This is a genomic window from Liquorilactobacillus aquaticus DSM 21051, assembly GCF_001436755.1.
In the GTDB taxonomy this organism is placed as follows: Bacteria; Bacillota; Bacilli; order Lactobacillales; family Lactobacillaceae; genus Liquorilactobacillus; species Liquorilactobacillus aquaticus.
In genome coordinates this window covers 125,452-138,120 of record NZ_AYZD01000011.1, presented here as the reverse complement: position 1 = coordinate 138,120, position 12,669 = coordinate 125,452, and the positions used below count along the sequence as shown (strand labels likewise).

Genomic DNA, 12,669 nt, shown 5'->3' with positions numbered 1-12,669 from the left:
GTTTTTGATGTACTTTTTCTTTAAACTTTTTAAAAATATGGTTCTTTGTTAGCGGCTGCTGATGAGAAAATGTGACCAGTTTTTGTATCCGCATACGAATCTTCTGTCAAAGGGTCTTTTATTTAGCACTTTGGCATACTAGGTTCTATTATAAGGAAGTGTCTACAGTATAAATAAATATTAAGGAGTTTTTCATCATGAAGCTATTTGATCCCACGCTGGCCCTTGACTCGCTGCCAACAATTCTCAGTGGATTGCCGCTTTCGCTCTTTTTACTTGCAGTTTGTTTTTTTCTGGCCAATATTGGGGGTATTTTTATAATGTTTCTGCGAATTAGCCATAATCGCTTATTTAGCTTGTTTGCCCGTTTCTACATTTCGTTTTTCAGAGGAGTCCCTGTGCTTGTAGTTTTGTTCTTGACCTACTTTGGTGCCAACATGGATGCGATTCCTGCTGCTATTCTATCATTAACACTCGTTTCCAGCGCCTTTGTGGCAGAATACTATCGTTCCGCTCTTATTGGAATTAATGAGACACAATCTGATGCAGCCCGGGCGCTTGGACTTTCAAATTTTGCAGCAATGCGTTACGTGATTCTCCCCCAGGCTTTTCGTATTGCGTTGCCCGCCCTGGGTAATGTGCTCCTCGATATGTTTAAAGGAACTTCCCTTGCTGCGATGATCACTGTCTCAGAAATGTTTATGAAGGCTAAGATCACTGCTGGTGCCAGTCAGGACTATATGACTATTTACATCGTGATCGCAATTATTTATTGGCTAGTCTGTTGCGGTCTAAGCTTTCTTGAACAGCTGACAGAACGACGTTTTCACTACTGATTTCTATTAAGGAGCTTTTTTATTTGTGACAGCGCTTGCTAAAGCTTATTATTAAAACGGTTGGTAATTAAACTGTTATCTAAGGGGAGGAATTTGCATATGTTACGCAAAAAATGGTTATTTTCTTTAGTACTTATGATCACCTTTGTTATTGGACTCGTTGGTGCGAGCAATGTCAGTGCCGCTAACGGTACTTTGACAGTTGCTACTTCGGGGACTCTTTATCCAACCTCGTATCATGATTCCAAAACAAAGAAGCTGACTGGATATGACATTGAGGTTATTAAGGCAGTTGCTAAAAAAATGCATAAGAAGGTGATTTTTAAGGAGTACGGAGTTGATGGCATGCTGACTGCAGTCAAGTCTGGCAAGGCAGACGTGGCAATTAATGACTTTGCAATTTCACCTGTCAGGAAAAAGAACTACTTGATGTCAGTGCCGATAAAGCATTCTTTCGACAGTTTAATAGTCCGTGCAAGTGACAATTCTGGGATTCACAAGTGGGCTGACCTTAAGGGAAAACGTTCTGCAGGTGAAGCAGGTACTAGTTACCAGCGGCTCGCCCAACAGTTAGGTGCTAAACCGGTCAACTATGATAACGTGACTAATGATGTTTACCTCAGGGATGTTAAGAGTGGCAAAACTGATTTTATTATGAATGATTACTACTTGCAGAAACTGGCACTTAAGGCAGTACCTAATAACGGGCTTAAGATTATTCCTAATATGTACTTCACTACTAATGAAGGCAGCAAAGGTGAAGGAATTATCATTGGTAAGAGTAATAAGAAACTTCAAAAGCAGGTCAATGCTCAACTTGCTAAGCTGAAAAAGAGTGGTTCACTGTCTAAAATGGCGAAGAAGTACTATGGTGCTGATGTCACAAAGAAACCGAGTGCTCACATCTCGAAAAAGTTTACTATTCAAAGTAATAAATATGATGGGCAATAATTCATCATTGTAATTGTTTTGAAGAAGAGTTAAACTGTTTCTATGAATATCGAAATAGAAAAAGAAAATAAACTAGCAGAATTGTTCGGCGCCCTTAGTGAGCCTAATCGTATTCGAATCATTAAGATCTTAAGGGATAGTGACCATGAATTGAATTGTGGTGAAGTAAGCCGTTTATTGCAAATAGCACCTTCGACGGTTTCATATCATTTTAAGGCATTGCGCCAAGCTGGACTAACTAAAACTAGGCAGCAGGCTCAGACTAAATATTTGTCTTTAAATATGGAAACATTCAATAGATATCTGCCCAGCTTTTTGGATTCATTATGAATCCTTTTTATTTTAAATTGTTATTTCGATGGATATAAAAATAAAGAAAGAAGAATTACTATGAAATTATTTTATGCTTCTGGTTCCAGCTCCATGGCACCGCATATTTTGTTGGAGGAAAGTGGTATGTCATATTCATTGGAGAAGGTCAATTTGGACGCTAAGACTTGGGATGGTGGAGATTATAATTTACTGAATCCTAAGTCTTATGTTCCAGTCTTGAAAACGGATAGTGATAGTGTGCTGACAGAATGCGCAGTTATCTTGGAATATATTGGTGGGCAGACAAACGGAAATCACTTGATAGAGAAATATGGGAGTAGAAGCTATTGGGAACAAAGGATGTGGTTAAACTACATAGCCACTGAGTTACATAAAAACTTCATTTCGCCCTTTAGAAAAGGCAATTGGCTGCCAAATACAGATGACTCGAAGAAATTTGTCTATAATCGGGTTCTTCCCAGACTGAAGTTGGTCGACAATGTCCTGAAACAACAGGAATATTTAGTTAACAACAAATTTTCCGCTCCAGATGCCTATTTGTTTGTAATAACTAACTGGATCAAAAGATTAGGGTATAGTTTCGATGCTTTTAAGAACTTACAGAGATTTGACTCTAAGATGAGGGAACGTACAGCAGTTCAACGCGTTTTGGATCAGGAGGGCAAGGCGCACACTTTGCAAGAAAAAGGTTGACGAGTTCGTAGCTTGCGTAAGGTTTGAAAAAATAATTTAAAATTGGTTCCTATAATAGCTAAGCAGGAGGTATTGGATTACAGCAGTCACATCATGCTTAAATAATTAATTTTAAAACAAAGATTGGAATTTTTATTACGTAATCTAAACATTGCATATTGTTCAATTTATTTTTACTTGAAAAAGTATACAAAAAGTGAGAATATTGTTTTATGGATATCAAACAATTAAATACAGATACAGAAATTAAACAACGAGTTTTCTTTGCTCTCTCCGATCCGGGACGATACAAAATTATTTCTATGCTTTATCATGTTGGTCACGAAATGGGGTGCAACGAATTGAATCAGCATGTGGAAATTGACAAATCAACTATGTCGTACCATTTGCGGACATTAAGAGAGATTGGAATTACCAATACCCGTACGCAAGGAAGACAGAAGTATGTTAGTTTGAATAAAGAGAAAATTGAAACGCTGCTTCCTGGGTTGCTGAAATTACTCTGATAGGCACATTTGTGCTTATTTTTTTGAAGTATTGTTTGATAATCATAAAACTATAAAACAGTTGGAGGCCAATCTTGAAATATCGTCGACTCTCATTCTTATTTTTCCTAGTTATGTTTGTAATTGGAACAGATACTTTTTTAGTTTCACCTTTACTGCCAACTTTAACGCAGTACTATGGAATTTCAACAAGCATCTCTGGGTTCATGGTTAGTACTTACGCATTTGGTTATATGCTCTCAGCACTTATTATCGGGCCTATCTCAGATAAGTACGATCGCAAAAAAATTCTGATTATCGGATTAACTATTTTTACGCTGGCAACAGCAGCTTGCGGTTTAGCTAATAATTTTCCATTAATGCTGTTTACGCGCTTTATTGCTGGTGTCGCTGCAGCATCTGCTGGGCCGCAAATCTGGGCTGCTATCCCATTACTGTTTCCTAAAGGGCAAGTCGTGAAAACTATGGGTTACGCAACTTCGGGTTTAGCAATTGCACAAATTATCGGGGTACCTCTAGGCAGTTACTTAGCCGGCTGGTCTTGGCGTTTTCCATTTTTCTTTGTGGGCAGTATTGCGTTAATACTGACTATTTTAGTAGTTAGTTATATGCCAGACTTGAATGAAGCGGCGGCTAAACCGCATTCAGTTAATATCTATCGAGAAGTTTCCCAAAATAAATCGGTGTTGAAATTATTGTTTTCTTATTTATTATTTCAAACAGCTAACTTTTGTGGTTTCTCGTTTATCGGAACATGGTTTGCAAAAAGTTTTGCACTGCCGGTTGCTTCAATTGGAAGCCTTATTTTAATTATCGGTGCCGGACAATTTATTGGCAGTCTTATTGGTTCCCGTTTAGTGCAGCTTTTTACTTTACCAAAAGCATTCTTACTGGAATTCTTGTTGTTTATCACAGGCTATCTGATTTTGCCCTTCTCTTCGTCAGCAATTGCAGCAACAATAATCTTAGCTTTTATTTATCTGATCGGTGGGGCGATCTTCCCGTTGTTCATGAGCACACTGCAGTCGCAGGCAGGCAACGCGCGTGGCACGATCTCTTCGTTATCAAATGCGGCGATGTATCTTGGCGAAGCAATCGGCGGAGTGTTCGGGGGAATACTTATTAAAAACTTTCCAGGTTTTTACGGCATTGCTGCCTTTACTGTTATCGGAGTAATCTTAGCAATGCTGTTGTACGCACAGCAAGGCTACTTTAAAAAAGTAAAAAGCAATAATTAGTAAACACTGTGCAGTTGCAATGATTATATAAACTAGATATTTATATCTGAAAAGTCAAAAATATAATCTATTTCTTTTGCAGTTAGATATTTTGCCAGATAATTCTTTTCGTTTAGTAAGAATCGGGGCTCATGTTCAGTCAAATGAGCAATTAGATTTGCTCTTTTGAGCAGTATTAAACCCTCTTTCTTTTTCCCCTTAAGGTAAAGAGTCAGACCTTTTAAATTGAAAATTCGTGTCCGATGATAGTAATCCTTATCCTGATTTTTGAAATAGGTCTCTAGTTTAGAAACTAGTGATTCTGCAATTTCAAGGGAATCACTGCTGTCCAGTAGGAATAAAATAATATTATTATAAATGTAAAACAGCAAGGAAAAATTATCATGTCTGAAGTTCTCATAGATGATTTCTTTTTTCTGAAGTTCTTCAAACAAGGTAAACATGAACGCTTTATCTAAAAAGGGAATAGAATGACCGAACAAGTATAATTCGAAGAAAGTCCAGTTGCTGATATTTTTAAAATAATCTTCAAGAACCAACAGTTCGTTGTCCGTGATGCTCGCAGCTTCTAAAGTTGTGAGCATCATTTTTATTTGAATGGTTTGTAATTTGGCAAACCTTCCTGATTGACTTTGCCAAGTACGCAGATATTCTTGCAGTCGAGCGATATTGCCACTTTGATAAGCTCGCTGAAAATTGGGTAATAGATCATTATCGGCAGTACTTCTAGTCTGATACAAAAACTCCAGTTCGGATAATTGAACGTTGATACGATTCAGTAATTCTAATAAGTGCGTAAATGAAATATCTGTGAGACCACGTTCAAAACGAGACAAAAAGGGGACCGAAACGATTCCCTGACTTGCTTCTTGAAGTGTGATATTTTTGCTGGTTCTGAATTCTTTGAATGTTTGACCTATTTTTATCATTTATTTTAACCTATATGCAATTTTTTATTCTTAATTTTAACTCTGACTTAGAATTAAAGCTACCATACAAGGTTTAATTAGGAGGAATAAAATTGTTTACACATAATTCAAAATTTATTTATCTTTGGCTGGGGTTCCTGATTTCTTCACTAGGTGACTGGCTGTATCGTCTAGCTTTACCGCTTATTATTCTTGAAAAGACTGGTTCAGCCTACCATGCTGCGACGACTTTCGGGGTATCATTTATTCCGTGGGTTTTCTTCTCATTAATAGGTGGAAGTTTGGCAGATAATTACACTCAAAAGAATATTTTGATTACCGGTAATATTTTTGCTGCTGTATTTAGTCTATTTTTGATTTTTGTTTTGCGGGGCAGTGGTATTAACTTTGGCTTGTTGTATGCAGCTGTGTTTTTGCTGGCATCTGTTGATCCCTTAATCCATCCCAGTTTTCAAAGTATTATCCCAGAAATTATTGCTCAAAATCAGTTTGCTAGTGCTAATGCAGCTATTCAGACAATTGATAATACACTATCAATCATAGGACCATTGCTGGGTGGTTCATTAGTTACGCTAATGGGCGGGGTCAACGCTTTATGGCTTGATATGATTTCTTTTCTAGTGACCGCGTTTGTTCTGCTTAAACTGCCCACGCCAATTGCTGCTGTTCAGCAAAAAATAAGACATCCGTTAAGCAAACTGGGACATGATGTGATAGAAGGTGCTATATACAGTTTTCATCAACGTGTTATTTTCAGCGGCTCAATGATGTTTTTATTCACTAATTTTGCACTCAACATGTTTGAAGCTAATTTTATTTTTTATATGACCAAAACATTAAATTATCCCATTACTGCTGCAACGATTGCAATGGCACTCGGGGGTAGTGGATCGCTCGCTGCGGGTCTAGTTGGGAGCAGAATCGTTAATCGCTTTAAAGCTGGTTTCTTATTGTCATCAAGTACCATCTTAGCCGGATTAAGCACATTGCTCTTATTGGTCAGTCAAAACTATATTTTTATAGGGGGTATTTTAGGTCTTGTAAGTTTTTTTGGCACCGTTAATGTTATTACTTACTTTACTTTGCGTCAGCGGACAGTTCCCAAGAATATTCTGGGACGCGTTGTCGCAGTGACACGCATGGTTTCATATGCTTCAATTCCAGTTGGTTCATGGTTTGGCGGGGTGCTGTTAGCGCATGGTCAATCGATGGGTAGTGTTATCTTATTAGCTGGTATTATTCGGACTTTAGCCGGTTTAGGTGCCAAGCTGTCCTCTTTGGGAAAGGAAAAATAAAAAATGGAGTCAGTAACACTTCTAGCACAATTAAGTCTAAAAAGATTTAAAAAAGGCTTAAAAACGCGGCGGTAATTTATACAATTGGTTAACAAATTCAATTCCATATCGACTGATAGAGTACACAACATGTGGACTGGCTTCATGGTATTCCTTAAGGATAATCAACCCATCATTTTCAAGTTCTCTTAGAGATTGGGTCAGCATGATGTTAGTGACAATTTTGAGTTCTCGTTTTAATTCGTTGTAGCGTAGTCCTTCTTTTTGATGGAATAGTTGCCATAGTATTAGGGATCTTCCACTTGCCTTTAATAGTGGCAATGTGTGACATCACAGGGCGATTATTGTTAGTTGCATACATAAGCATATCTCCTTATCAGTATTCTAGGGCAGTTAAAACTGCGTACTTATTTTTGCTGCCATACGTCATTATAATATGAATAAACAAAGGGAGGCTATTATTATGAAAACAATGGTTGTTGTGGGAGCAGGTAAATTATTGGGATTGTCCCTAGCAAAAAAATTTGGAAAAAATGGCTATCATGTTATATTAATTTCGCGTAATCCTGCTAAACTTGCTCTTTTGCAGTCGGAATTAAATAAAGATAACATTCAATCTTCTTACTTTACAGCAGATATGTATGATTTGAATTCGTTGAAAACCAGTTTCAGTGAAATATACCAAAAGTTCGGGCAAGTAAACATTATGGAATTCAGTCCTAACCTGGGTCATCAAAATCCAATCAATGTTAAAGATCTGCGGCCAGAGAACCTTGCCTCTAGTTTGCAAGGAAATTTGTTGGCAGCTATTCAATCTGTGCAAGAAGTTTTACCAAGTATGCTGCGTAGAAAGAAAGGTGCGTTGCTGTTTACCACTGGTTTATCTGCTATTTATCCCAATCCTAACATGGCTGATGCTAGTGTTGCCAAAGCTGCACTAAGAAATTATGTTTTGAATTTAGACCAAAGTTTGAAAGATAAAAATATCTTTGTTGGCCATATTTCTTTAGGAGTCTTTTTAAAAGAAAGGACGCGTAAAGCCAATGATCCGGATAGTGTGGCTGATCGCTGGTATCAGAAATACGTTAATAATGAACACGGTGAGGAAGTTTATCCTAAGGGTGTGACTCAAGCTACAGTAATCAGGTAAATTGAGCTAAATTAGTTAAATAAAGCCTATTTTTTTCATTGAAAAATTGTTTTAATAAAGTGTAAAATAAAAATTATTTTTTTATACTTTAATTTAGGGAGTTTCATTTGTAGTGGGAATAGGAACTTTAGTTAATGCAAGTGCTATTATTGTTGGGGGAATTATAGGTTACTTGTTTCAAAGAATTATTCCGATGAAAATTCAAAAAACGTCTTACAGGTGATTGGACTGGGAATTATATTTATTGGTTTTTCGGGCACTTTGAGCAAAATGCTAGTCATTAAAAATAATGCGATTACAGTAATTGGAGCAATTATGCTGGTTATTTCGTTGGCGGCTGGGACAATCATTGGTGAACTGATAGATATAGATGCATGGTTGAACAACCTTGGAGCGATTCTCGCGCAATGTTTTAGGCGAAGTCAAACCTCCAAATTCAGTGAAGGTTTTGTTATATCAACATTAACTGTCTGTATTGGGGCGATGGCAATGGTTGGAGCACTTCAAGATGGGTTGAACCATGATCCATCGATTTTATTCACTAAATCATCCATTGACTTTATCATTGTTCTGCTGCTGGCATCTTCATATAGTATCGGATGTGCCTTTTCTGCACTTCCGTTGCTTTGTTTTGAAGGTGGGATAACTTTACTTGCGACGCTCATTAAAGCTTTTTTAACCGCAGATATGCTGTGGTAATGACAGGTAATTTAGCTAATATAGAAAGGGGTGATTGTTATGCGTATCAACATTTTGCAGCATACTCCTAATGAAGGACCGGGATCAGTTTCAGCTTGGGGTCGGGCACATGGATATGAGATTTACATTTATCATCCATATCAATTTGGCTTTTTGCCCAAAGCTGAAGAGACTGACATGCTTATTATTTTAGGTGGGCCGATGAGCCCTAATGATGATGCGGCTTGGATTATAAAGGAACGCATACTTATTCAACAACTAATAGACATGGAGATACCAATGTTTGGAGCTTGTTATGGAGCGCAGCAGATTGCTAAAACTTTAGGTTCTTCAATCAGCCAAGCACCAGCAAAAGAAGTTGGGTGGGCACCAGTTTATCGTCAAAGTGAGGCAATCCCGAACTTGCCCAAACAGTTGTTGGCGTTGCATTGGCACGAAGAAATGTTTGAGATACCTCAAGGAGCTGAATTACTTTTCTCAAGCGATAGAGTGAAAAATCAGGGTTTTGTCATAGGTCACCGTATCATAGGACTGCAGTTTCATTTTGAACCGCAGCCGGATAATGTCCGTGAAATGGTGATTAACGATTTTCCATATATCGAAGGATCAGTACTTAAACAAACTGCGGCTGATATTTTGAAAACACCGGTACCTGAAGATAATGAGCAAGTTATGTTCAAGTTATTGGATTACCTTAGTGCAGATAAATAGAAAAAAGGGAATGTGCCAATATTCGTTAGGCTTTAAATAAAAGCAAGACTATTAAAAAGCTGCTTCACATAATGCAAAGCTAAAATAAAGGATTGGGCCAAATGTTTATATTTGACTCAATCCTTTGTTAAATCACTATTATTGGCATGCGCCAGATTTTTGTTTGGACTTAGACTGTGCTTTTTTACCTAATCGTAAACAAAAGCCGTAGCCGTATAAAGGGTCATTTTCTCGCACTTCTAACCTCTATAGAATAAGCAATTAGCATGAGTATAACTAATGTGGCAACGTAAATAGGAAGGCTTATGATTGAGCCGCTGTGAAGTAAGCTCATCAAATAAGTGAAAAAGCTGATGACAAGGTAATATAAAAAACTGAAAAGGCCACTCGCAGTACCAATTATGTTTTCATATCCCACTAATGCCAGTTCGAGTGTAATTGGTAGTGTGATATTTAGTCCCCAAAATGTAAAAAATGTAGCTATGATCATACCAGTCATTGAATTGCTAACGGCTGCGATGATTAATCCGACTGTTCCTAACAGTGCAATAAACAATCCCTTTTTTACTAAAAATGTCTTTGAAAACTTAAGGACATAATAGTTTATAACCATTGCACCTGCAATGGGGTTGATAGGGCAATAACGATACCAATCAAACCATATTGAATTGATGTCATTTTGAAATGTTCAATAAAGATGAACGGAGCTTCAGCGTAGTAGCTGAAGAGAATGCCATTAATTCCACTGACTAATAGACCATATGTTAAAACTGTCTTATCCGTCATAATCCTGATTAAGATTTTAAGCATACCAATCTTTGCGCTTTTTACCACAGTTTTTCGGGTTTCTGGGAGGTAAAACCCTGTATAAAGCAGAATCAATATAGCAATCAATATTAGTGTTGAGAACACGCTGCGATACCCAAAAAAGGTTTGTGCACAACCGCCAATCAGAGGCCCTAGCGCAGGAGCCAGTGACATCGCTGCTCCAGTTTTAGCGAATACCTTTGATCTAGTGGTGTCAATATAAGCCTCACGCATGATTGTTTGAGTAATTACCGAACCTGAACTGGCACCAAAGGCTTGAATCAAACGTGCAAGCAGTACAATATTGAAGTCCTGTGCAAAGTACAATCCTAAGTTTCCAGATAGGTAAATAACAATTCCACTAAGCATTGCTAATCTGCGGCCTATTTTATCAGACAATGTTCCCCAAAATAAAACGCCAATGGCGAATGCAATAAAATATGTGCTCATTGTTAATTGGCAGTTTGTGCCGACACATGTAGATGCGTCCTCAAAGCGGGCAACACGGGTGTAAAGATGGACTCGCTGATTTGCGGGAATCCAATAAGAACAATAATGAGTAAAATGGATGGAACATTTTTCTGGGCGTTTTTCATAATGATTCTCCTAATTTATAAAATATGCGGAAAAACGCCCTTATACAATTACAGTTGCTTTGCATATGAAACAAGTATATTCAGTCATTAAAAGATTTCACTCCCTCAAATACATATTTGAAAAATGCACAATAACCAGCGAAAAAATATTTGCAATAAATATTAATATTCTAACATAGCTGAGTGTTGCATTAGTGCCTAGTGTAAAAAAATGTTGTACAATTCAAGCACAAGCTGTGATTATGCAACGCATGGTCCTAACAAATTGAACGTCTAAATTAAGAGCAAAAAGTGATATAGGTATGTTCATGAATACATTATAAGATGTTTATTACTTGTTTAAGGGAGATGATGGTTTTGAGACAATCTAGTTTAGAGAGACTCATCGAAGAATATTTTAAAGCATGGGTCACGCGTGATTTCCCTAATATTGAATATTTTTTCACACATGATGTTTACTACCGCGAATGTAATGGAGCAAGTTACCGTGGCTTAAACGAGCTTAATGGGTGGATAAATTCTATGTTAAAAAAGCAAACAGTCTTAGAATGGGATATCAGCAATATTGAAAAAACAGATTCTGGTGTTTTCATTGTAATGTGGTTCTTTCACGCAAAAGAAGAGAAAGAATATAATTTTGATGGAGTTTCGTTAATTGATTTTACTGACGACAAAATCAGCCATATTAGTGAGTACGCTGCTAGCCATGATCTTTATCGGCCCTTTAAAGAGACAGGCAGCAACTAAACTAATACAGCTTGATGATGTGGAATGAAGCAATTCATTAAATAAAAATACTTGTTGGCTACTCTAGAGCACTGATGACAACTTTGCCGATCATGTGATTAGATTCGACCAATTGGTGCGCTTCTTTTAGATTTTGCACATTTATGGGAGACAAGGTTTTATTCAAGGTACTTTTTAGTATGTCTTTGTCTAGCAAGTCAGCAACCTGATCGAGAATTTGATGCTGGGTGATCATATCAGGAGTTTGATAGAAGGACTTGGTGTACATCCATTCCCATGCAAACTTGGCGCGTTTTTGCGTAAGTTTGCGTAAATTAACTGGATGGCGATTTTCAGTAATGGAAGCAATCCGGCCGCTGGGTTTAATCAATTCAGCCATTTCATTCCAATGACCATCCAAGTCGTTTAGTTCCAAAATAAAATCAACGTATTTATAACCAAGATTTCGGACCTCTTTTACCAGATCTCGTCGGTGATTGACTGTTTGGTCAGCTCCAAACCCTGTTACCCATTCAATTGTTTCGGGACGCGAGGCACTTGCAATGACCTTTAAGCCAGCCCAGTGAGCTAACTGAACGGCGATTGATCCCACTCCGCCAGAGCCGTTGATAATTAAAATTGTTTTGTTATGATTCGATTCTTGATTGTGTGGATCGATTTCTAACTGTTCAAAAAGGGCTTCCCAGGCTGTCAGAGAGGTTAAAGGCATAGCTGCAGCTTGCTGGATAGATAGCTTCTTTGGGGCATGCCCCACGATCCGCTCATCAATTAATTGGAATTCACTGTTGCTGCCGGGACGTTTAAAAGAACCAGCATAAAAGACCTGATCACCTTCTTTAAACAGCGAAACTTTATCACCAATAGAGGCAACGGTGCCGACCGCATCCCATCCAATTACTTTAGGTTCTTTAAGTACTCCATGCCCGCTTTTCCTAACTCCTGTATCAACAGGATTAACAGAAACGGCCTCTACCTTGATCAGTAGATCATGCCCCTTCGCTGTCGGTTTAGGTAATTCAAATTCTATTAAACTGTTCTTGCTTTCGATTGGAAGATGTTCTTTAAATCCGATTGCTTTCATTATCGTAGTCATTTTTGCATTCCTTCTTTCACAATCATTATTAATTACGGACAAAAATGTTGCAATAATGAAATTTTTGTAAGATGATCACAAAAGT

Annotated in this window: 13 protein-coding genes and 2 pseudogenes; 11 read left to right on the top strand and 4 right to left on the bottom strand. The window is 37.7% G+C overall.

Features of this window, described 5'->3' with window-relative positions:
* Positions 1 to 197 precede the first annotated feature (197 nt).
* From FC19_RS02445 to FC19_RS02420, 6 genes are all read left to right on the top strand, one after another.
* Complete coding sequence (locus tag FC19_RS02445) at positions 198 to 836, top strand: amino acid ABC transporter permease (protein ID WP_083488301.1); 639 nt, start codon at positions 198 to 200, stop codon at positions 834 to 836.
* A 99-nt stretch (positions 837 to 935) separates the two neighbouring features.
* On the top strand, positions 936 to 1,787 hold the full coding sequence (locus FC19_RS02440) for a transporter substrate-binding domain-containing protein (RefSeq protein WP_057875409.1): 852 nt from the start codon (positions 936 to 938) through the stop codon (positions 1,785 to 1,787).
* A gap of 42 nt (positions 1,788 to 1,829) precedes the next feature.
* Positions 1,830 to 2,117, top strand: a complete 288-nt coding sequence (locus FC19_RS02435) for an ArsR/SmtB family transcription factor (protein WP_057875408.1) — start codon at positions 1,830 to 1,832, stop codon at positions 2,115 to 2,117.
* 60 nt (positions 2,118 to 2,177) lie between these two features.
* Positions 2,178 to 2,813, top strand: a complete 636-nt coding sequence (locus FC19_RS02430; protein WP_057875407.1) for a glutathione binding-like protein — start codon at positions 2,178 to 2,180, stop codon at positions 2,811 to 2,813.
* A 212-nt stretch (positions 2,814 to 3,025) separates the two neighbouring features.
* Positions 3,026 to 3,319 carry an ArsR/SmtB family transcription factor gene (locus tag FC19_RS02425; RefSeq protein WP_057875406.1) on the top strand — a complete coding sequence of 98 codons (294 nt, stop codon included), beginning with the start codon at positions 3,026 to 3,028 and terminating at the stop codon, positions 3,317 to 3,319.
* A 74-nt stretch (positions 3,320 to 3,393) separates the two neighbouring features.
* Positions 3,394 to 4,557 (top strand): MFS transporter, encoded by a 1,164-nt coding sequence (locus tag FC19_RS02420; protein WP_057875405.1) that lies wholly within the window; start codon positions 3,394 to 3,396, stop codon positions 4,555 to 4,557.
* A gap of 32 nt (positions 4,558 to 4,589) precedes the next feature.
* Here FC19_RS02420 and FC19_RS02415 read toward each other — a convergent pair whose 3' ends face one another.
* On the bottom strand, positions 4,590 to 5,486 hold the full coding sequence (locus tag FC19_RS02415; protein ID WP_057875404.1) for a helix-turn-helix domain-containing protein: 897 nt from the start codon (positions 5,484 to 5,486) through the stop codon (positions 4,590 to 4,592).
* Positions 5,487 to 5,578: 92 nt separating this feature from the next.
* Between FC19_RS02415 and FC19_RS02410 the strand changes: the two genes are divergently transcribed.
* Positions 5,579 to 6,781: an MFS transporter gene (locus FC19_RS02410; protein ID WP_057875403.1), complete on the top strand. Its 1,203-nt coding sequence runs from the start codon at positions 5,579 to 5,581 to the stop codon at positions 6,779 to 6,781.
* A 57-nt stretch (positions 6,782 to 6,838) separates the two neighbouring features.
* On the opposite strand, the gene FC19_RS11290 is transcribed toward FC19_RS02410, so the two are convergent.
* Entirely contained in the window at positions 6,839 to 7,102 is a 264-nt protein-coding gene (locus FC19_RS11290; RefSeq protein ID WP_083488299.1) for a winged helix-turn-helix transcriptional regulator, read from the bottom strand.
* Between the two features lie 142 nt (positions 7,103 to 7,244).
* Here FC19_RS11290 and FC19_RS02405 point away from each other — a divergent pair, with 142 nt between their 5' ends.
* The 3 genes and pseudogenes from FC19_RS02405 (at position 7,245) to FC19_RS02395 (ending at position 9,341) form a co-directional block, all read left to right on the top strand.
* Positions 7,245 to 7,931 carry an SDR family NAD(P)-dependent oxidoreductase gene (locus FC19_RS02405; protein ID WP_057875402.1) on the top strand — a complete coding sequence of 229 codons (687 nt, stop codon included), beginning with the start codon at positions 7,245 to 7,247 and terminating at the stop codon, positions 7,929 to 7,931.
* A 112-nt stretch (positions 7,932 to 8,043) separates the two neighbouring features.
* A pseudogene (locus FC19_RS02400) lies at positions 8,044 to 8,630 on the top strand (DUF554 domain-containing protein).
* A gap of 39 nt (positions 8,631 to 8,669) precedes the next feature.
* Positions 8,670 to 9,341 (top strand): type 1 glutamine amidotransferase, encoded by a 672-nt coding sequence (locus FC19_RS02395; RefSeq protein WP_057875400.1) that lies wholly within the window; start codon positions 8,670 to 8,672, stop codon positions 9,339 to 9,341.
* Positions 9,342 to 9,564: 223 nt separating this feature from the next.
* Here the strand turns inward: FC19_RS02395 and FC19_RS02390 are convergent.
* A pseudogene (locus tag FC19_RS02390) lies at positions 9,565 to 10,744 on the bottom strand (multidrug effflux MFS transporter).
* Positions 10,745 to 11,101: 357 nt separating this feature from the next.
* Between FC19_RS02390 and FC19_RS02385 the strand changes: the two are divergent.
* The gene (locus FC19_RS02385; protein ID WP_235809302.1) at positions 11,102 to 11,491 is read left to right on the top strand and encodes a nuclear transport factor 2 family protein; all 390 of its coding nucleotides are present in this window, start codon (positions 11,102 to 11,104) and stop codon (positions 11,489 to 11,491) included.
* A gap of 58 nt (positions 11,492 to 11,549) precedes the next feature.
* On the opposite strand, the gene FC19_RS02380 is transcribed toward FC19_RS02385, so the two are convergent.
* Positions 11,550 to 12,572: a zinc-binding alcohol dehydrogenase family protein gene (locus FC19_RS02380; RefSeq protein WP_057875585.1), complete on the bottom strand. Its 1,023-nt coding sequence runs from the start codon at positions 12,570 to 12,572 to the stop codon at positions 11,550 to 11,552.
* Between the last annotated feature and the right edge of the window lie 97 nt (positions 12,573 to 12,669).